Annotated in this window: 23 protein-coding genes; 4 read left to right on the forward strand and 19 right to left on the reverse strand. The window is 62.5% G+C overall.

Features of this window, described 5'->3' with window-relative positions; genetic code table 11:
• Window positions 1-25: 25 nt before the first annotated feature.
• Window positions 26-262: a helix-turn-helix domain-containing protein gene (locus tag KX729_RS18760; protein WP_312991368.1), complete on the reverse strand. Its 237-nt coding sequence runs from the start codon at window positions 260-262 to the stop codon at window positions 26-28.
• On the opposite strand from KX729_RS18760, the gene KX729_RS18765 reads away from it, so the two are divergent.
• Entirely contained in the window at window positions 170-445 is a 276-nt protein-coding gene (locus KX729_RS18765) for a hypothetical protein (protein ID WP_219744004.1), read from the forward strand. The two genes, KX729_RS18760 and KX729_RS18765, sit on opposite strands and share 93 nt — an antisense overlap.
• Here the strand turns inward: KX729_RS18765 and KX729_RS18770 are convergent.
• Both KX729_RS18770 and KX729_RS18775 read right to left on the reverse strand, forming a co-directional pair.
• Window positions 411-809 (reverse strand): RidA family protein, encoded by a 399-nt coding sequence (locus KX729_RS18770; RefSeq protein WP_219744005.1) that lies wholly within the window; start codon window positions 807-809, stop codon window positions 411-413. The genes KX729_RS18765 and KX729_RS18770 overlap by 35 nt on opposite strands.
• Before the next feature lie 886 nt (window positions 810-1,695).
• Window positions 1,696-2,004 carry a hypothetical protein gene (locus KX729_RS18775; protein ID WP_219744006.1) on the reverse strand — a complete coding sequence of 103 codons (309 nt, stop codon included), beginning with the start codon at window positions 2,002-2,004 and terminating at the stop codon, window positions 1,696-1,698.
• Window positions 2,005-2,173: 169 nt separating this feature from the next.
• Between KX729_RS18775 and KX729_RS18780 the strand changes: the two genes are divergently transcribed.
• Window positions 2,174-2,434, forward strand: a complete 261-nt coding sequence (locus KX729_RS18780) for a hypothetical protein (RefSeq protein ID WP_219744007.1) — start codon at window positions 2,174-2,176, stop codon at window positions 2,432-2,434.
• A gap of 38 nt (window positions 2,435-2,472) precedes the next feature.
• Here KX729_RS18780 and KX729_RS18785 read toward each other — a convergent pair whose 3' ends face one another.
• Both KX729_RS18785 and KX729_RS18790 read right to left on the reverse strand, forming a co-directional pair.
• A complete protein-coding gene (locus KX729_RS18785) occupies window positions 2,473-2,925 on the reverse strand; it encodes a MarR family winged helix-turn-helix transcriptional regulator (protein WP_219744008.1) in 453 nt (150 codons plus the stop codon).
• Window positions 2,926-2,991: 66 nt separating this feature from the next.
• Window positions 2,992-3,255, reverse strand: a complete 264-nt coding sequence (locus tag KX729_RS18790) for a hypothetical protein (protein WP_219744009.1) — start codon at window positions 3,253-3,255, stop codon at window positions 2,992-2,994.
• Window positions 3,256-3,379: 124 nt separating this feature from the next.
• Between KX729_RS18790 and KX729_RS18795 the strand changes: the two genes are divergently transcribed.
• Complete coding sequence (locus KX729_RS18795) at window positions 3,380-4,024, forward strand: ankyrin repeat domain-containing protein (RefSeq protein WP_376776015.1); 645 nt, start codon at window positions 3,380-3,382, stop codon at window positions 4,022-4,024.
• Between the two features lie 150 nt (window positions 4,025-4,174).
• On the opposite strand, the gene KX729_RS18800 is transcribed toward KX729_RS18795, so the two are convergent.
• From KX729_RS18800 to KX729_RS18840, 9 genes are all read right to left on the reverse strand, one after another.
• Window positions 4,175-4,966, reverse strand: coding sequence for a crotonase/enoyl-CoA hydratase family protein (locus KX729_RS18800; RefSeq protein WP_219744010.1), 792 nt, complete (start codon window positions 4,964-4,966; stop codon window positions 4,175-4,177).
• Window positions 4,966-5,823 (reverse strand): hydroxymethylglutaryl-CoA lyase, encoded by an 858-nt coding sequence (locus KX729_RS18805; RefSeq protein ID WP_219744011.1) that lies wholly within the window; start codon window positions 5,821-5,823, stop codon window positions 4,966-4,968. Before KX729_RS18805 ends, KX729_RS18800 begins: the two co-directional genes overlap by 1 nt.
• On the reverse strand, window positions 5,816-7,810 hold the full coding sequence (locus KX729_RS18810) for an acetyl-CoA carboxylase biotin carboxylase subunit (RefSeq protein WP_219744012.1): 1,995 nt from the start codon (window positions 7,808-7,810) through the stop codon (window positions 5,816-5,818). The genes KX729_RS18805 and KX729_RS18810 overlap by 8 nt, the downstream gene beginning before the upstream one ends.
• Before the next feature lie 321 nt (window positions 7,811-8,131).
• A complete protein-coding gene (locus KX729_RS18815; protein ID WP_219744013.1) occupies window positions 8,132-9,739 on the reverse strand; it encodes a carboxyl transferase domain-containing protein in 1,608 nt (535 codons plus the stop codon).
• The gene (locus KX729_RS18820; RefSeq protein WP_246617713.1) at window positions 9,739-10,887 is read right to left on the reverse strand and encodes an isovaleryl-CoA dehydrogenase; all 1,149 of its coding nucleotides are present in this window, start codon (window positions 10,885-10,887) and stop codon (window positions 9,739-9,741) included. The genes KX729_RS18815 and KX729_RS18820 overlap by 1 nt, the downstream gene beginning before the upstream one ends.
• 156 nt (window positions 10,888-11,043) lie before the next feature.
• The gene (locus tag KX729_RS18825; protein WP_219744015.1) at window positions 11,044-11,412 is read right to left on the reverse strand and encodes a hypothetical protein; all 369 of its coding nucleotides are present in this window, start codon (window positions 11,410-11,412) and stop codon (window positions 11,044-11,046) included.
• 102 nt (window positions 11,413-11,514) lie between these two features.
• Window positions 11,515-12,366, reverse strand: coding sequence for a C40 family peptidase (locus KX729_RS18830; RefSeq protein WP_219744016.1), 852 nt, complete (start codon window positions 12,364-12,366; stop codon window positions 11,515-11,517).
• A 3-nt stretch (window positions 12,367-12,369) separates the two neighbouring features.
• Window positions 12,370-12,720, reverse strand: a complete 351-nt coding sequence (locus KX729_RS18835; protein WP_219744017.1) for a MarR family transcriptional regulator — start codon at window positions 12,718-12,720, stop codon at window positions 12,370-12,372.
• Window positions 12,721-12,789: 69 nt separating this feature from the next.
• Entirely contained in the window at window positions 12,790-14,196 is a 1,407-nt protein-coding gene (locus KX729_RS18840) for a leucyl aminopeptidase family protein (protein WP_219744018.1), read from the reverse strand.
• A gap of 148 nt (window positions 14,197-14,344) precedes the next feature.
• Here KX729_RS18840 and KX729_RS18845 point away from each other — a divergent pair, with 148 nt between their 5' ends.
• Window positions 14,345-15,193, forward strand: coding sequence for a tetratricopeptide repeat protein (locus tag KX729_RS18845; RefSeq protein WP_219744019.1), 849 nt, complete (start codon window positions 14,345-14,347; stop codon window positions 15,191-15,193).
• Window positions 15,194-15,427: 234 nt separating this feature from the next.
• Here the strand turns inward: KX729_RS18845 and KX729_RS18850 are convergent, their stop codons facing one another.
• The 5 genes from KX729_RS18850 to KX729_RS18870 all read right to left on the reverse strand — a co-directional run bounded on the left by KX729_RS18850 (window position 15,428) and on the right by KX729_RS18870 (window position 19,586).
• Complete coding sequence (locus KX729_RS18850; protein ID WP_219744020.1) at window positions 15,428-15,724, reverse strand: type II toxin-antitoxin system RelE/ParE family toxin; 297 nt, start codon at window positions 15,722-15,724, stop codon at window positions 15,428-15,430.
• Window positions 15,721-15,996, reverse strand: a complete 276-nt coding sequence (locus KX729_RS18855; RefSeq protein WP_219744021.1) for a ribbon-helix-helix protein — start codon at window positions 15,994-15,996, stop codon at window positions 15,721-15,723. Before KX729_RS18855 ends, KX729_RS18850 begins: the two co-directional genes overlap by 4 nt.
• Before the next feature lie 76 nt (window positions 15,997-16,072).
• A complete protein-coding gene (locus KX729_RS18860; protein WP_219744022.1) occupies window positions 16,073-17,047 on the reverse strand; it encodes a type II secretion system F family protein in 975 nt (324 codons plus the stop codon).
• A gap of 10 nt (window positions 17,048-17,057) precedes the next feature.
• Window positions 17,058-18,062, reverse strand: coding sequence for a type II secretion system F family protein (locus KX729_RS18865; protein ID WP_219744023.1), 1,005 nt, complete (start codon window positions 18,060-18,062; stop codon window positions 17,058-17,060).
• A gap of 27 nt (window positions 18,063-18,089) precedes the next feature.
• Complete coding sequence (locus tag KX729_RS18870; protein WP_219744024.1) at window positions 18,090-19,586, reverse strand: TadA family conjugal transfer-associated ATPase; 1,497 nt, start codon at window positions 19,584-19,586, stop codon at window positions 18,090-18,092.

The raw sequence follows: 19,586 nt of genomic DNA on the forward strand, positions 1-19,586 counted from the left end.
GCCCGCTTCCGGCAGTTTTGACCCCTCACCGCAAATCCGCCCTTAAATCCCGCACTCCCCTCCCCAATCTCTGCCTCAGCAACGTCCGCAACGTCGCCCCATCCACATACCCCAATTCGGCCGCAATCGCATCCAGATCCAGCCCGCTGCCATGCAGCAGCGTCTGGGCATGCTCCACGCGCAAATCCTGGAAATAGGCGAGCGGGGATTTGCCGAGGACGTCGTTGCAGCGGCGCTGCAGGGTGCGGGAGCTGACGGCCAGTGCGTCGGCGGCGTGCTCGGTGGCGACAAGCTCGGATATGTCGCGGCTGCACTCGTCGCGGCGGCGCTGATCGTCTCGGAGATCACCGCCCGCAAGATAGCGGCGGTCGGCCGGATGTCACGCAGGCATCCGGCCCGGGCGATCCGGATCACGCGTTCTGCGGGATCCTCGCGATCACCTTGATCTCGAAATCGAAGCCGGCGAGCCAGTTGACGCCGACAGCGGTCCAGTTCGGATAGGGCTTTTCGGTAAAGACCGCGTCCTTGACGGCAAGGATCGTCTCGAACTGGTTTTGCGGATCGGTGTGGAAGGTGGTCACATCGACGATATCGTCCAGGCTGGCACCGGCGGCTTTGAGCACGGCGCGGAGGTTTTCGAAGGCGAGTTCGACCTGCCTTTTGAAATCCGGCTCCGGTGAACCGTCCTCGCGGCTGCCGACCTGGCCGGATACGAAGAGCAGATCGCCGGAGCGGACCGCTGCCGAATATTTGTGGAGATCGTAAAGCGCGTGGCGGCCTTCGGGAAAGATTGGATCGCGTTTGGTCATGGTTTCCTGTCCAAAAATATGCCCTTGAGCCGTGCGGCGCCTCGATGCGTCCCGCAGGCTCAAAGCCGTTTCGTAACCGGAGCGATAACTTACATACGTTCCGTACGTGAGCGCATATAATAGATACGCCTCGTATTTCAATTGGCATACGGCGCGTATATTTAGTTTTACCCGTATCAGCGCGGGGATAATTTACTGCCAGATAAAATGGAGCGGCTATTCATTCCCTTTGTTTTTCAACCGCTTGCCGGATATGCGATCAATTCCGCGCCGCACGTTTTCCCCGTTTTGCCCGGCCATGCCTACAATTCTCCCGTTCCGCATCGGATACGCTGCCAGGCGTGGCAGTCATGCGGAGCCGGCGCGGATGGTCGAGGGTGAGACGCAAAACCTCGTCATCCGGGTCCGTGGAAAATGGTCTCCCTCCGGCGACCGGGAATGACAAGGCAAGGCCGTCGGACCGGCTCCTCGTCATTCCCTCAGAGCGCGTCCGGGCGTGCCTGTGAGGCATTGGAGGGTGGCGGGCGGCGTCCTGCGGCGTTCGAGGGTCTTGATCGATCCGGGCCGCATGGCGCAGGTGGCGGAAGGTGCCCCCGGTCGATCGGTAACGATCGTCGGGAAAGGCGGTCATGGCCGGGCACTGGAGATTGTGGCGTGCATGATCCTCTTTGCAAAAAGAGAGGCGCCGCATAGCCCACAAAACCCGTCATCGCAGAGGGATCGAAGTCGCGGATAAAAACAGCCGAACGGGGCGCTGAGAGGTGTCACTTATTACTTTACTTACGAGGCAGCTTTCAGCGCCCCGTCCGATTTCAAAAACCGGGATCGCCAAGGGAGGAGTGTGTCCGTTTGAACAGACGCAATCCCCTCCCCGAAAGGCTTGGTATCAATGCCACTCGTTGAAACCGTTGAAACGCGTATCGATGTTCTTCATCCAGTGACCAAGGCCACCGAAAAGCACGGAGATGTCGTATTTCCATTCCAGCATCAGCAGGCTGAAGCTCATGCCCTCCGTGGCATGCCCCTGGGCCGCGAGCTGGGTACGGAGGAAATCCATCTTGGCGGTCGGAGAAGAGAGGATCGTCGAGCTCAGACCCCCATTGCCATCGATGCCACTGCCGATACCATTATCGACACTGGCATCGATCCGGCCGGCTTCAAGTTTCGAGTTGGAAAACACGCTGTCTTCGGTCATATCTCGGTCCTTCCTTGTGAAGAGGTTGACCTTGCGGAAAGGGCGGAGGCCGGTTCGATTGATCGGCTCGCCTTCCTGAAATATGTGTCGTGTTCCGATATAAATTCAAGAAAGGCACGGTTGTGCCGTCCACAAGAGATCGTGATCGGTGGAAGGAAAAGGGCGGGGCATGAGAACGGTTTCGGCAGGGGTTTCGATGGCGGCGGCAACGGTCGCGGCGCTGTTTTTCATGACGGCGCCGGCAATGGCCGCCTCTCCGGCGGCCGAAAGGCTCGATTGCGCCAATGTGGCCCGGCAGGCGACGCGGGAACAGGGTGGGCGCCTGCTCTCGGTCCGGGTCAACAACGGCCAATGCGTCATCAGCATTCTGGTGCAGCGCGAGAAAAGCCGGCCACGCAAACTGATCATCCGCGCCGACCCGAAAAAATAGGCCGTGAGACGGCGGTAGGGCGACGGGCGACGCGCCGCCTACCCGCTGTGGTTTTCCTTGAGCTCGGTCAGAAGCTCGATCAGCTCCGGCGCCATATGGCGCACTTCCCGCAAATGAATGGCCCCGAGCCGCATCAGCAATTCATCCGCCTGCCCGGTGAGTTCGATCGTCTGGCGGCGCTTGTCGCCGGGATCGGTACGTCGGGTCACGTAACCGGCGAGAACCAGGCGGTGGACGAGTTCCGACGTGCTGTGCGGCGCGATCAACAGCCGTTCCGCGAGAATGCCGATCGTCATCGGCGCGCCACCGCGATAGCCCTTGATGGCCAGCAGCGCCTGATGCTGCTGGCTGGGAAGCCCTTCCGCCTGCGCCGCCGAAGAGGAAAAATCCAGAAAGTGGCGCAAGGTATAGCGCAGGTTCGCCAGCGCCTCGTATTCGGCCTCGGTGGGGATTTCGGGCTGGGCCTCGCCCGGCACGTCACTCGTGTCCATCATATCCCTTGCATTGCAATCATCGGACGCGACTTTGCGTTACCGGCGACCGGCCCGCAAGGGCCTTCAATGACGGCGCCTGAGCTGCGGCGTCGGAAGGTCGGACGGCGTGATCCAGACGCGGCCGTCGAAGGCGACGTCGCCGCAATCGAGCTTGCGGCTGGCGATGGTTTCGATGAGGGAAAGTTTCGAGCCGACATCGCCGATCATGCGGTCATTGACGACGCAGACCGCTTGGCAGGTGCTGCCGTCGTGCGTGTCATCCCGCATGACGATCAATGTGTGATGGCTTGTTCGCAGGATTTTGTCTGGCAGTGTCACGAGCCTCATGCTCCTCTCCTTCCAATGCGCGATAATACCGGCCAATGCGCGATAATGCGTGGCGGGTAGCGGCTGAGGCTCGGAGAATATGGTTAACAAAAGGTTAATACGGATCGGCAGATGGGCGGCGCGCATGGTCGCCGCAGGCGCGATGCTTGGCATGACGATGGGAGCGGCTATGTCGGAAACACAGGAAAACCAGCTGTTCGAAGCGGCCGGGCGGGGCGACGCCGCGGCAATCGGAAGGCTCGTTTCGCAGGGCGTAAAAATCGATGCCCGCAACGATCTCGGCGAGACCGCCCTGCTCGTCGCCACCCATGCCAACCATGTGGATGCGGCGAAAAGGCTGATCGAGGCCGGCGCCGATGTGAACGCCAAGGACAAGATCAACGACAGTCCGTATCTTTATGCCGGTGCCCGCGGGCATCTCGACATCCTCAAGCTGACGCTGTCGCACGGCGCCGACCTCAAAAGCACCAACCGTTATGGCGGCACGGCGCTGATCCCGGCCTCGGAGCGCGGTCATGTGGATACCGTGAGGACGCTGATCGAGGCTGGCGTGAACATCGACCATGTCAACAGTCTCGGCTGGACGGCGCTTCTGGAGGCCGTGATCCTTTCCGACGGCGGACCGCGCCATCAGGCAATCGTCACGCTGCTGGTCGATGCGGGAGCAAATATCGGCCTTGCCGACAAGGACGGCGTGACGGCGCTGCAGCATGCGAAATCGCGAAGTTATCGGGAGATCGCGGAGATTTTGGAGAAGGGGAAGCGGTGATATGGCTCGCCTTCGGCCTCTCATTTTCTGCCGTCACCCTCGGCCTTGTGCCGAGGATCTAACCACGTCTGACGTGGACAGATGCTCGGGACAGGCCCGAGCATGACGGAGGAGAGCTCCATGTGGCTCTGCCTTAGAAAGGCTGTGAGCTCAGCCCTTCACCCAAGGCATCGGTTGCCTGGCCAGAAACGCCTCGATACCCGCCCTGCCCTCGTCGCTTTCCCAGCGATCGGCAAGCAGGCCGATACTGTAACCGACCGGATCGTCGGCGGCATCACGGGCAAGGGCCTGGACGAGGGTCTTGGCACTGGCGACGGCGCCCGGGGCACATTCGAGGAAGGCCGCCACTTCAGCCTCGACCGCCGCATCAAGCTCATCGGCGGGACACACGACCGAAACGAGACCGATATCGCGGCCCGCGGCCACGTCGAAACGGCGGGCATTGAGGAAGAAACGCCGCGCATGGCCTTCACCGATGCGGCGGACGACATAAGGCCCGATCGTTGCCGGGATGAGGCCGAGCCGGGTTTCCGTCAGAGCCAGCTGTACGCCCTCCACCGCAACGACGATATCGCAGACGGACATCAGGCCGATGCCGCCGCCAAAGGCATTGCCCTGCACCCGGCCGATCAGCGGTTTCGGCAGCTCGTCCAGCGCCTTCAGCATCAATGCCAGTTCGGTGGCGCCATCGATCTTGCCCTGGCGATCCTTGGCGGCCTGATCGCGCATCCAGCCGAGATCACCGCCGGCGCAGAAGGTCGGTCCGGCGGCCGCCAGCACCACGACGCGCACCGCTTCATCCGCCGCCAGCCGTTTTGCGGCATCGGCAAGCTCGGCGATCATCGCGGCATTCATGGCATTGTGCTTGTCCGGCCGGTTGAGCGTCAGGATGGCGACGCCGCGGGCATCGGTGTCCAGCGTCAGCGTTTCGTAACCGGCCATCAGCGCGCTCCCCTCAGACTACGGGCAAAGGCTTCCGCTTCGGCCAGCCGGCCGCGGTCTATCCCGGTTTCGAAGCCGAGGGCGATCAGATGATCCACTGTGCTGCCGGTCGCGACATTGCCTTCCGCTCCCGGCGCATAAGGACAGCCGCCGAGCCCACCGGCGGCGGCATCGAAGACGCGCAGGCCCTTTTCGAGCGAGACCGAGATGTTGTCGAGCGCGCGGCCGTTGGTGTCGTGGAAATGACCGGCCAGCCGTTCTGCCGGCAGCCGTTCCAGCACGGCGTCGAGCATCTGCGCCACCCGTTCGGGCGTGCCGGTGCCGATCGTATCGGCCAGCGCCACTTCGTAACAGCCGAGCGCGGCAAGTTCGACCGCCACGCGGGCGACATTTTCCGGTGGCGTTGGGCCGTCGAAGGGGCAATCCACGGCGCAGGAAACATAGGCCCTGACCGGGATGCCATCCGCCCTCGCCTTCTCCACCAGGGGCGCAAAGCGTTCGAGGCTTTCGGCGATCGAGCAATTGATGTTGCGCCGGCTGAACCCTTCCGAGGCGGAAGCGAAGACCGCCACCTCATCCGCCCGTGCCGCAACCGCGCCATCGTAGCCGCGCAGATTGGGGGTGAGCGCCGTGTAGAGCGTGCTCGGCCGCCGGGCGATGCCGGCCATCACCTCGGCGCCATCCGCCATTTGCGGCACCCAGTCTGCCCGCACGAAACTGGTCACTTCGATCTTTTCGAAACCGCAGGCGGAGAGAAGATCGACCAGCCGGATCTTGTCCTGCGTCGGGATGATGCGTTTCTCGTTCTGCAGGCCGTCGCGCGGCCCCATTTCGTGGATGCGGACGAAATCACGCATCGCCGCTCTCCGCAGACGGCTCCAGCACCAGCAGCACCGTGCCCTCGGCCACCTGTTCGCCCTCTGCGACCAACACGTCGGCGATCTTTCCGTCGCGCGGAGCGGCCAGCGTCAGCTCCATCTTCATCGCTTCCATCACCGCCAGCGTCTCGCCCTTGGTAACGATGGCGCCCGGCACGGCGCGAAGGAGTTTCACAAGGCCCGGCATCGGGGCGATAACTCGGTCACCGCCGCCGGCAGCCTCATCGTCGCCGGCCAGCGGATCGATCAAACCGAACTGCCAATTTTCCCCGCCCTGGAAGACGGTGATAGTCTCATCGTCAGAGACGGCATGAAGCCGGTGGCTCAGCCCATCGATTTCCAGACTGTAAGTATCGGCGGAGCGAGAAAGGCGCAGGTGACGGATCTTGTTTTCGATCGTGACGGCATATTGCCCATCTCCCTCTGCGCTGAAGGAGACAGGAATGTGCTCGCCGCGATGCTGCAATTCGACAAAATCGGCAGCGTCCGACCATAGGCGGAATCCGGATAGGCTTGCCCAGGGATCGGCCGAGGTTTCCAGGCGGAGTGCGCCGGCAAAGGCCAGCGCGGCGAGCGCAATCGCCTCCGGCGGCGCTGCATGCACCATGGTCAGTTCGGCGAGATGCCGGTCGATCAGGCCCGTATCGGGGCGCCCTTGCGCAAAATCCGCCTGCATCGTTAGCCGGCGAAGGAACGCGGCGTTGGTGGTGACGCCGGTAGTGCGGACTTCGCGAAGGGCATTGGAGAGGCGCGACAAGGCGGTGGCGCGATCCGGCCCATGCGTGATGATCTTGGCGATCATCGGGTCGTAGAAGGGCGAGATATGATCGCCAGAGCGCACGCCGCTATCGACCCGGGCAGACGTTTCGGGGAGATCGAGATGGGTGAGCGTGCCGGTGGCCGGCAGGAAACCGCGCTCGGCGTCTTCCGCATAAAGCCGCGCCTCGAAGGCCCAGCCATGGATGGAAAGCTCGTCCTGCCGCTTCGGCAGAGGTTCGCCGGATGCGACGCGCAGTTGCCATTCAACCAGATCGACGCCGGTGATGGCTTCCGTCACCGGATGCTCGACCTGCAGGCGGGTGTTCATCTCCATGAACCAGAAACGGTCCGCCTTCAGCCCTTCGGAAGCGTCCGCGATGAACTCGATCGTGCCGGCGCCGGAATAGGAGATCGCCTCGGCAGCCTTGACTGCCGCCTCGCCCATGGCGCGGCGCATCTCCTCCGGCATGCCGGGGGCGGGAGCCTCCTCGATGACCTTCTGGTGGCGGCGCTGGGCGGAACAATCGCGCTCGAAGAGATGCACGACGTTGCCGTGGTCGTCGCCGAACACCTGGATTTCGATATGGCGCGGATGGGTGATGTATTTTTCGATCAGGCAAGCAGCATCGCCGAATGCGGCCTGCGCCTCTCGCTGGGCCGACGCCAGCGCCTCCTTGAAACCCGCCGCGTCTTCAACCCGCCGCATGCCCTTGCCGCCACCGCCGGCACGCGCCTTGATCAGGATCGGAAAACCGATGCGCTCGGCTTCGGCCTGCAGGAAATCCGGGGCCTGGTTACTTCCGTGATAACCGGGCACGACAGGCACACCGGCCTTCTCCATCAGCGCCTTGGCGGCATCCTTGAGGCCCATGGCGCGGATGGCCTTGGGCGACGGGCCGATGAAACGGAGGCCGGCGGATGCGACCGCTTCGGCAAAATCCGGATTTTCGGAGAGGAAGCCGTAGCCGGGATGGATGCTGTCTGCGCCGGTCTTGCGGGCCGCCTCGATGATGATGTCGCCGCGCAGGTAGCTTTCGGCAGCCGGGGATGCGCCGATATGCACGGCCTCGCCGGCAAGCGAGACGTGCAGGGCATCGCGGTCGGCATCCGAGTAGACGGCGACGGTGGCGACGCCAAGCCGGTGGCAGGTGCGGATGACGCGGCAGGCGATCTCGCCGCGGTTGGCGATGAGGACTTTTTTCAGCATGGGAGCGTCCTCGAACGGTGCGGCAAGCTCCCAATCTTCCCCCTTGCGGGGAGTGAAGAGCGGTCAGGCATAGCCTGAGCAATCGATCCAGTGGATCGATTGCAGCGATGAACGCCCGGAGCGTAAGCGGAGGGCCGAGCGCCAGCGGCGGCAGAGGGGGGTGGTTCAGCAAACTCTACCGTCGGGTATGTGGCACCACCCCCATCTGTCAGCTCCGCTGACATCTTCCCCGCAGGGGGGAAGAAAAGGCTGCGGCATGGACTTTGCGCAACATCAGCGCACAAATCGTGGGAACGGAACAACAAGCCCATCACCGCCCCCTCACATACGAAACACGCCAAAGCGTGTCTCCTCGATCGGCGTATTCAGCGCAGCCGACAAGCTCAGCGCCAGAACCTGCCGCGTCTTCGCCGGATGAATGATCCCGTCATCCCAAAGCCGTGCCGAGGCATAAAGCGGATGGCTCTGTTCCTCGAACTGGTCCAGCACCGGCTGCTTGAACGCCGCCTCTTCTTCCGCGCTCCAGCTCTTGCCGCCGCGTTCGATCGCATCGCGGCGGACGGTTGCCAGCACGCCGGCGGCCTGCGGGCCGCCCATGACGGAGATGCGGCTGTTCGGCCAGGTCCAGAGGAAACGCGGCGAATAGGCCCGTCCTGCCATGCCGTAATTACCGGCGCCGAAGGAGCCGCCGACAAGGATGGTGACCTTGGGCACGGAGGTGGTGGCCACCGCGGTCACCAGCTTGGCGCCGTGCTTGGCAATACCTTCCGCCTCGTATTTGCGGCCGACCATGAAGCCGGTGATGTTCTGCAGGAAAACCAGCGGGATCTTTCGCTGCGAGCAGAGTTCGATGAAATGCGCGCCCTTTTGGGCACTTTCGGAGAAGAGCACGCCGTTGTTGGCGATTATGCCGACCGGAATGCCGAAGACACGTGCGAAACCGCAGACCAAGGTCGTGCCGAAACGGGCCTTGAACTCGTCGAAACGGGAACCGTCGACCACGCGGGCGATCACCTCGCGGATGTCGTAAGGCGTCGAGAGCGAGGCCGGGACGATGGCGGCGATCTCTTCCGGGTCGTAGAGCGGGTCTTCGGGTTTTGCGAGCAGCGCCGTCTCCGGCTTGCGGGCGTTAAGGCCTGCAACGGCGCGGCGGACCAGCGCCAGCGCATGGTCATCGTCGCGGGCAAGATGGTCGGCGACGCCGGACAAGCGGGTGTGGACATCGCCGCCGCCCAGGTCTTCGGCGGAAACCTCTTCGCCGGTGGCGGCCTTCACCAAAGGCGGGCCGGCGAGAAAGATCGTACCCTGATCCCTGACGATGATCGCCTCATCGGACATGGCCGGCACATAGGCGCCGCCTGCCGTGCAGGAGCCCATGACGGCGGCGATCTGGGCGATGCCTTGTGCCGACATCTGCGCCTGATTGAAGAAGATACGGCCGAAATGATCGCGATCCGGAAACACCTCGTCCTGGTTCGGCAGGTTGGCGCCGCCGGAATCGACCAGGTAAACACAGGGCAGACGGTTTTCGGCGGCGATCTCCTGGGCACGGAGATGCTTCTTCACCGTCATCGGATAATAGGTGCCGCCTTTCACGGTGGCATCATTGGCGACGATCATCACCTCGCGGCCCTCGACCCGGCCGATACCAGTGACGATGCCGGCGGAGGGACTTGCGCCGCCATAAAGCCCATGCGCGGCTGTGGCGCCGATTTCGAGGAAAGGCGAGCCATGGTCGAGAAGCCGTGCGATCCGTTCGCGTGGCAAGAGCTTGCCGCGCTTCACATGCCGCGCCCTCGCCTCCTCGCCGCCACCAGCTTCGGCGAGATCAATCGCCGCTCTGACTTCGGCGAGTTTCGCCTGCATGGCGGCACGGTTCGATTCGGCGGCTTCACTGCGGAGGTTCAACTGTGAGCGAAGCACGGCCATCAAGCCGTTTCCTTGAACAGTTCGCGGCCGATCAGCATGCGGCGGATTTCGGAGGTGCCGGCGCCGATCTCCATCAGCTTGGCGTCTCGCAGCAGGCGGCCAGTCGGGTTGTCGTTGATATAGCCATTGCCGCCGAGGATCTGGATTGCCTGCAGCGCCTGCTGGGTGGCCTGTTCGGAAGCGTAAAGGCAGCAGGCGGCGGCATCCTGCCGTGTCACCGCGCCGCGATCGCAAGCGGCGGCCACCGCATAAACGTAGGACCGGGCGGAGTTCATCGCCGTGTACATGTCGGCGACCTTGGCCTGGATCAGCTGGAACTCGCCGATCGCCTGGCCGAACTGTTTTCGTTCATGGACGTAAGGCATGACCACATCCAGGCAGGCATGCATGATGCCGATACCGATCGCCGAGAGCACGACGCGCTCATAGTCGAGGCCCGACATCAATACGCGGACACCGCCGCCTTCGGTGCCCATGACGTTTTCGGCGGGCACCTCGCAATCGGAAAACACCAGTTCGCAAGTGTTGGAGCCGCGCATGCCGAGCTTGTCGAGTTTCTGGGCGGTCGAGAAACCTTTAAAACCTTTTTCGATCAGGAAGGCGGTAATGCCTTTCGGGCCGGCTTCCGGATCGGTCTTGGCGTAGACGACCAGCACATCCGCATCCGGGCCGTTGGTGATCCACATCTTGTTGCCGTTCAGCACGTAACGATCACCGCGCTTTTCAGCCCGAAGCTTCATCGAAACGACGTCGGAACCGGCGCCGGGCTCGGACATGGCGAGCGCACCGACATGTTCGCCGGAGCACAATTTCGGCAGGTAACGGGCCTTCTGCTCGGCATTGCCATTGCGGTTGATCTGGTTGACGCAGAGATTGGAATGGGCGCCGTAGCTGAGCGAGATCGAGGCGGAAGCACGCGCCAGTTCCTCGACGGCGACGGCATGGGCGAGGTAACCGAGGCCCGAACCACCGAAATCCGGATCGGCGGTGATGCCGAGCAGGCCGAGATTTCCGAGTTCCGGCCAGAGATCGCGGGCGAATTCATTGCTGCGGTCGATCTCGTCGGCGCGCGGGGCGAGCTTGTCCTGGGCGAAACGGTGAACGGTCTCGCGCACCGCCTCGACCTCCTCGCCGAGTGCGAAATGCATGCTTGCGTGGAACACCTTGTCTCCTCCCGGTGTGCCAATGTCTTATCCAAGAAGTTGTGGGGCGGAAGGGGCGAGCCGTCAATGGCTGCTAAGCCGCCGAGAACACATCGCAATATCCGGTCCCGCCGGCAGCGATCCGCGAAACAAAGATTATGTTTATTTCGGCAGATGATGCGGATTGAGACCGGGCACCCATTGGGTGTTCGGCATCTGCGTGCCGGTATAGGTGAAGCCGCTTTCGGTCTTGCAGCGGTAGACGCGGGTCGGCATGGAATCGCCGAACAGGAAATCGTAGTTGCCGCGGCCACGATAGACGTATTCGATATCGCTTTCGCATTTATAGGCGTCCTTCTGGACGCGTTCTTCCTCCGGCACGACGCCCGGCAGGTTCTTGAAGGCCGGAGCCGGCTGCCGCGCCCAGTCGATGCTGTTGCGCTCCGCGGCAAACAGCTCGACGGGAACCAGCGCGGCGATGATCAGCGCAACAAGCATGACAGCCGGCAATATCCAGGCACCTTTCAGCATCACTTCACTCCTTATCCGCGAAACGAACGGATGGGTCGAAGATATGGACGACAGGCTGTCGATACTATGGCGTGTGGCCAACATTTGCGTGATTATCGGGCCTTATCCAATGCGGCGATAACCGGTCGGCTGTTCGTAAAGCCAGCCGATACGCTTGACCGCAGCCTCGAAATTCTCACGCGCGACGCTCATCGTATTGCCATTGGCATGGAGAAGCGTTTCCGCGTCTTCCATGATGCCCACATGGCCTTTCCAGAAAACGAGGTCACCGCGACGAAGTTCCTCGCGGGTGATCGGGAAACCGTAAGCGGCCTGCATATCGGAATCGCGCGGCGCGGATTTGCCTACCATCATCAGCGAAAGCTGCACCAGTGCCGAGCAGTCCAGACCGAAACCGGAGCGGCCGCCCCAGAGATAGGGCGCCTCGATGAATTTTTCGGCGACCGAGACGAAATCGTCGCCCAGGTTTTCCGCCATGGGCAGACAATGTTTAGCGATGACGGCGCCGCCGGTCGACAGCAGGAAATATCGGGTGCCGCGGGTTTCCGCCTCGCCGAGCACCGTCACGCGGCTGGCGAGCGAAAGGGCGCCGAGCGGCGGCTTGCGCAGTTCCGCTTCCGGATAAAGAAAGGTGCGCGGCACGGCGATGCGGTGGGTCGGTTCTTCGAGCGGCCCCAGCGCGGTTTCCGACAGGTAACCGACATAACCATCCTGATCCGCCTGCACCCAGGCAAAACCATCGGCGCGGTCAAAGACGCGTACCGTTTCGCCGAACAGAAGTTCGGTATCGATGCCGCGGGCGAGATCCGGCACAGGCCTGAGCTGCGCGACCGGCACATTGATGCGGGCCGGTTCGCCGCGCACGAAGCTTTCCGCTTCGACCGAGCCTTTCAGGGTCTCGTCGGCAAGGTCGGGGCGGAAGGCATGCAGGCGTCTGTCGAGTGTTTTGGTCATAGATCAGGGTCCAGAGCGGCGGCCTTCCCTGATGATCAGGTCGCCGAGTTTTTCAAGAAACAGCGCACCGGCCACAGTGCGCTTGATCACCACGTTGCGGCGGTCCCGCTCGTCACGTTCGCGGTCCACCAGTCCCATCTCGCCCATCGTGTCCAGCGCGCGGGTGATAACCGGCTTGGTGACGGCAAGGGTTGCAGCCAACCCCCGCACCGTATGCGGCGGCGGCACGAGATAAATATGCAGCAGGATCGACATCTGGCGCAATGTCAGATCGCGCCCGTCAAGCCGCACCTGCTCCATCGAAACCCGGTGCCAGAGGCCAAGCGCTTCCGTCGCCGTCAGTTCTACAGGCATCACCACCCTCGGCTTCAAATCCTGCAGATTTTAGGCCGAAGGTATTACCCGATCGTTTCGGAGGCGATTTTACTTCGCCGCTCGCTCGGCGGCCATCTCGCGGATGACCTTGTAGAGGGCGCGGATAGCAAAAGCCTCGCCGCCGACCGGGGCATGCGGCTTGTCGGCAGCCACCCAGGCGTAGATATCGAAATGCACCCAGCTCTTCGTCGCCGTCACGAAACGCTTAAGGAAGAGCGCTGCGGTGATCGCGCCCGCCATGCCGCCGGAGGGCGAGTTGGTGATGTCGGCGGCGCGCGAGCGGATGTCCTTGTCGTAACCCATCCAGAGCGGCAGGCGCCACATGGGATCGGTTTCGGACTTTCCTGCCTCCATCAACTTGCCGGACAGCGCCTCGTCATCGGTGAAATAGGGGGCGAGTTCGGTGCCAAGCGCGACGCGGGCAGCACCCGTGAGCGTCGACATGTCGATCATCAGTTCCGGCGGGTTCTCGTCGGCATAAGCCAGCGCATCGGCAAGCACCAGCCGGCCTTCGGCATCCGTGTTGTCGATCTGGACGGTAATGCCCTTGCGGCTTTTATAAATGTCGCCGGGGCGGAAGGCATTGCCGGAGATCGAGTTCTCGACCGCCGGAACGAGAACCTGGAGATCGACCTTCAGGCCGGCATCCATGATCATCAGCGCGAGACCCATGACATTGGCGGCACCGCCCATGTCCTTCTTCATCAGCGCCATGTTGGCGGCGCCCTTGATGTCGAGGCCGCCGGTATCGAAACAGACGCCCTTGCCGACCAGCGTGATGCGCGGATCGCCCTTTTTGCCCCAGCGCATTTCGAGAAGTCGCGGCGGCGAGACGCTGGCGCGGCCGACGGTGTGGACGAGCGGGAAGTTCTTTTCCAGGAGGTCCTCGCCGACGATCGAGGTGACGTCCGCGCCATAATGTTCGCCAAGCGCCCGGAAAGCGGCTTCAAGCTCGATCGGGCCCATTTCATTGGTCGGGATGTTGACGAGGTCGCGAGCCAGGAAGACGCCGGCGAGCTGGCGCTCGACGTCGGCGGCATCGGCGGTGTTGCCGATCGACAGGCGGACGTCCCTCGCCTTTTCGGACTTGTAGCGGTTGAAGCCGTAAGTGCCGAGGCCGTAGCCGAGCGCGACCTGCTCGGAGGTCAGCGCACTCGATTCGACCCGCCAGTCGCCGGTCGGCAGGAGTTTCGAGAGCTTGCCGGCAATGAAGGGCGCTTCCGTGGCATCGCCGCCGAGGCCGTAAAAGCCGCTGCCTATTTCGCCGGTTCCGGTCGGGACGAGCAGAAGCGCACCGGCTTCCGCCTTGAATCCCGCGGCCTTGGCCCAGGCAAGTGCCGCAGCATCGAAATTGCCGGCCTCCAGTTCTGCCGGCGTCACGGCGTAGACGGTCTTCGTCGCCGCACCATTCGCGCTGAAGGGATGAGGGCGTTCGATATGCTGATAGGGGGTCATTCGGGGAGCCTTCGCAAGCGTCTGGAATCGTTCGTCTTAACGATCTGTTAGGGTTAACAGTTTATTGCTGGAGTGGAAATGCGTTAATGCCTGCCGTATCGCGGAAACAAGCGAAAGCGGCGGCACCGGACCGAACGAGACCGCACCCATGACCGCTTTCGCAGCACGTAAGATGTTCAGCCAGACACGCCTTTCCCAATGTGCGGCGCTTGCGCTTCTGGCGCTTGCGGCAACCGGCTGCGCCGGCAAGCCAAATCGCGACGGCCTGACGACCGGCTCCGTTCCGGCGACACGGGTCTCGACGGGATCGCTGACCGGCATGAACGCAACGGAACTTGCAGGCACGGAACGCTCGATCGGTGACACCTACGCCCGCGATCCGAAGAACAAGGAAATCGGCCTGCAATATGCCAGCGTGCTCGGCATGACCGGCAAGACGACGCAGGCGCTGGCCGTGATGCAACAGGTGGCGATTGCCCACCCCGCAGACCGCGATGTGCTTTCGGCCTATGGCAAGGCGCAGGCGGCGGCCGGCCAGCTGGAACAGGCGCTGACGACGATCAACCGGGCCCAGACGCCGGACCATCCCGACTGGCGTCTCTATTCTGCCGAAGGCGCCGTGCTCGATCAGCTCGGCCGCTCCGACGAAGCCCGCCAGAAATACCGCATGGCGCTGAACACCCAGCCGAACGATCCGAGCGTGATGTCCAATCTCGGCATGTCCTACGTGCTTTCCGGCGACCTGAAGACGGCCGAAACCTATATGCGCAACGCCGCCGGCCAGCCTGGCGCCGACAGTCGCGTGCGCCAGAACCTGGCATTGGTGGTCGGATTGCAGGGCCGCTTCTCGGAAGCCGAGCAGATCGCCCGCAAGGAACTTTCGCAGCAACAGGCGGATGCCAACGTCACCTACCTGCGTTCCATGCTGACGCAACAGAACTCGTGGGCGAAGCTCGCCGACAAGGACGGCAAGCCGAAACCGGGCAATACCAACTGAGCCAACAGGTTTGAAAACAAAAAGACCGGCGCCAAGCCGGTCTTTTTGTTTTCTGCGCAGCTCTTCAGACGAGGCGTACGACCAGCGTGATGACGCCGACGATGAGCGTGAGGTTAATGCAGAAGCGTGCCAGCTGACCCATGTTCAATCTCCCGATGAATTCGAAACCGATGACCGGAAATTATGGCCCGGGCTCTGAATAGGGTCTGAAACGACGGTTCAGGTGGGGTTCACTCAATTACCGTGTCGGTCACGGGCCGGAGGCCATTCGCGTGCGGTATGCACCAGCGTCAAAATCCAGATCGTTTCTCGCTCGATCTCGTAAACCAGGCGGTAGCTGCGATGGGGGATCAATTCGCGCGTGCCGGCAATGCGGCCAGGTTTGCCAAGCTCCGGATGCGCTCCCAACCTGCCGGCCGAGGCGCTGAAGAGTTTGTCCATTCGCACGGCGGCATCGAGATTGTCCGCAGCAATATAATCCCAAATATCCAGACGATCCTGCTCGGCCTCGGGCGTCCAGATAACGATCACGGCTGCGTGGCCGCCTTACGCTTCGCGGCAAACTTTGCCTCGACATCCGCATTCGTCCTACCGCGACCCGAATTCATCGATGACCGAGCGGTCTCGACTTTCCGACGCAGATAATCGTCGTAGTCTTTCGCTGCCTGCCGTTGCGCTATGTATTCGCGCATCAGTTCGCGCATGACCTGCGATGCAGGCCGATCTTCAGCGGCTGCAGCCGCCATGAATTCGGCACGCAGATCAGCTTCGAGCTTCATTGTGAAAACGGCTTCCTTCGACATGGGCGCCCTCCCCGTCCGGTACTGAAATCGTATATACGTTATCAGTATATGGCTGGTTCAGCTAGACGCTCGCCGATCAGAACTTGTCCGCCACCTGAATGCCTGCCGGGCCGAGGATGACGGCGACGAGGACGGGCAGGAAGAACAGGATCATCGGGACCGTCAGCTTCGGCGGCAGCGCGGCGGCCTTCTTCTCCGCCTCGTTCATCCGCTCGTCTCGGCCTTCCTGGGCCAGCACGCGCAGTGCCGAAGCGATCGGCGTGCCGTAGCGCTCGGCCTGGATGAGCGCCTGGCAAACGGCCTTTACCCCGTCGAGCATGGTGCGGTTACCGAGGTTTTCGAGGGCGGTGCGGCGATCCTGGAGGAAGGACAGTTCAGCCGTCGTCAGCACCAATTCCTCGGCGAGCGGCGGCGACTGCTGGGCCATTTCTTCCGCGGCGCGACGCATGGCCGCTTCCATGGAAATACCCGACTCGACGCAGATCAGCATCAGATCGAGCGCATCGGGCCAGGCCCGCTTGATCGACGCCTGACGTTTGCCCATCAAGTTGCTGACATAGATGTTCGGCGCGTAAAAGCCGACATAGGCGACGACAATCGCAACCAGCATGCGGATCGGCAGAGGCTTGCTTGCCATGTTGCCGAGAACGAAGATCCATACGATCGCCAGCGCCAGGAAAACGAACGGCAGGAGGAAGCGCGCCACAAGAAACATGTTGAGCGCGTTTTGCGAGCGCAGACCGGCGGCGCGCAGCTTGGCCACCGTCTTGTCGTCGACCAGCGCCTCGCGCAGGTTGAACCGATCGACGATCTGGCGGACGGACTGGTTGTTCTGGGCGCGCAGCGACGTCTTGGACTGTTCGGCATTCATGCGGGCCCGTTCGCGGGCGCGGATCTGTTCGCGTTCCGTGGAAACCGCCTTCATGCGCTTGTCGAGGTTGCCGCGCTCCAGAAGGGGGCTCGCAAGGGTATAGAGCGTCGCGAAGACCGCTATGGCGACCAGGATCGCCAGAAGCGTTATCGGATCGGTCAGTGTTTTAGCCAGATCCATCTTGCCGTCCTCAGATATCGAAATTGATCATGTTGCGCATGACGAAGATGCCGATCGACATCCAGATGCCGGAAAACAGCAGGATGAGGTGGCCGCGCGGATCGGTGAACAGGATATTGATATAGCCCGGCGAGGTCAGGTAGACGAGCAGCGAGACGATGAACGGCAGCGCGCCGATGATGCAGGCGGAAGCCTTGGCTTCCATAGAGAGCGCCTGAACCTTGGCCTTCATCTTCTTGCGGTCGCGCAGAACCTTGGACAGGTTGCCGATCGCTTCGGAAAGGTTGCCGCCCGCCTGGCTCTGGATGGTAATGACGATCGCGAAGAAGTTCACCTCCGGCAAAGGCATGGTGAGCATCATGCGGGCGCAGGCTTCCGGAATGCTGAGGCCCACCTGCTGGGCTTCGATCACCCGGCGGAATTCCGATTTCACCGGCTCCTGGCCGTCGGAGGCGATCAGCCGGAGCGCATCGTTGAGCGGCAGGCCGGACTTGATCGAGCGGACCATGACGTCCAGTGCATTGGGAAATTCTTCGAGAAACTTCTTCTGGCGGCGTCCGACGAGGAAGCCGATCACCCACCGCGGCAGGCCGAGCGCGCTGACGAAAGCAGCACCGATGGAGGCAAGCAGCGGCAGGCCGGCAATCAGCGTGACCAGGAAAACGAAAACGCCGAACAGGACGCTGAAGATGTAAAATTTTGCAAGCGTGATCGACAGGCCGGTCTGGTTGAGCTTCGACTTGATGCTGCCGTCGCCCATCTTGCGGTTTTTTTCCTGCTGCTTCTTTTCAAGATCCTTCAGCGAATCCTGAACCGACTTGCGGCGCTTCGACAGTTCCTGCACCCGGTCGCGGGCAGCCTTCATCTTGGCGAGATCGGTCTCGGCGGATTTGACCCTCGACAGCCGGGTGTCGATCTTCTTTTCCGTTTCCATGCGGGAAAACAGCAGGCCATAACACAGGCCTGCAGCGGAGATGGCTACGAGCGCGACGATCGCGAAGACGAAAATATTCACAGCGAACCCCGCGCTCCTTGAGCCCCGTTAGTCTTTCCCGCGCTCCATGCCGTCGAGAGCGGCCGCAAGGCGCTTCTCTTCGTTGAAGTAGCGGGCACGATCCCAGAAATACGGCTTGGCGATACCGGTCGACAGGTGGCGGCCGATCAGGCGGCCGGAGGCGTCTTCGCCCTCGATCTCGTAACGCATAAGGTCCTGGGTGACGATAACGTCGCCTTCCATGCCGATCACCTCGGTGATCTGGGTGATGCGGCGCGAACCGTCACGCAGGCGAGCCGCCTGGACGACGACGTCGACCGAACCGACGATGATTTCGCGCACGGTCTTGGCCGGCAGCGTGTAACCGCCCATGGCGATCATCGATTCCATACGGCTCAGGCATTCGCGCGGCGTGTTGGCGTGGATGGTACCCATCGAGCCGTCGTGACCGGTGTTCATCGCCTGCAGAAGGTCGAAGACCTCCGGTCCGCGCACTTCGCCGACGATGATGCGTTCGGGACGCATACGCAGGCAGTTCTTGACGAGGTCGCGCATAGTGATCTCGCCCTCGCCTTCGATGTTCGGCGGGCGGGTTTCAAGGCGCACGACATGCGGCTGCTGCAACTGCAGCTCGGCCGTGTCCTCGCAGGTGATGATGCGCTCATGCGCGTCGATATAACGCGTCAGGCAGTTCAGAAGCGTGGTCTTGCCCGAGCCGGTACCGCCGGAGATGACGACGTTGCAGCGGACGCGGCCGATGATCTGCAGGAGCGTCGCGCCTTCCGGCGTGATCGCACCGAACTTGACGAGCTGGTCGAGGTTCAGCTTGTCCTTCTTGAACTTACGAATGGTGAGTGCCGGGCCGTCGATGGCGAGCGGCGGCGCGATGACGTTGACACGCGAGCCGTCCGGCAGACGGGCGTCGCAGATCGGCGACGATTCATCGACGCGGCGGCCGACCTGGCTGACGATGCGCTGGCAGATCGACAGGAGCTGGGCATTGTCGCGGAAGCGGATTTCCGACTCGATCGTCTTGCCGGCGACTTCGATGAAGGTCTGGCCCGAGCCGTTGACCATGATATCGGCGATGTCGTCGCGGGCGAGCAAAGGCTCGAGCGGACCGTAGCCAAGAACGTCGTTGCAGATATCCTCGAGCAGTTCCTCCTGCTCGGAAATCGACATCGCGAAATTCTTGATGGTGATGATATCGTTGACGATATCGCGGATTTCTTCGCGCGCGCTCTCGGCATCGAGCTTGGCGAGCTGCGACAGGTCGATCGTGTCGATCAGCGCGGAGAAGACTTGGCTCTTGGTGTCGTAATAAAGCTCGGTGCGCGCCGGACGCTTGCGGGCGGGTGCCTGCGGGGAGAGCGGCGGCGGAGTAACTTGCTGGCGCGAGCCGCTCGTATCACGGGCCGGCTCGGACAGCACTTCGGGAGCAGCCGGCCGCGGCGCGACCGCTGCCGGAGCCGATGCAGCCGACGGCGGCGGAGCAACCATGCTGCCGCTCTTTCCAGGACCTTCGTTTCCGCGTTTTCCAAACAT

Source organism: Neorhizobium populisoli (assembly GCF_019430945.1).
GTDB classification, from domain to species: Bacteria; Pseudomonadota; Alphaproteobacteria; order Rhizobiales; family Rhizobiaceae; genus Neorhizobium; species Neorhizobium populisoli.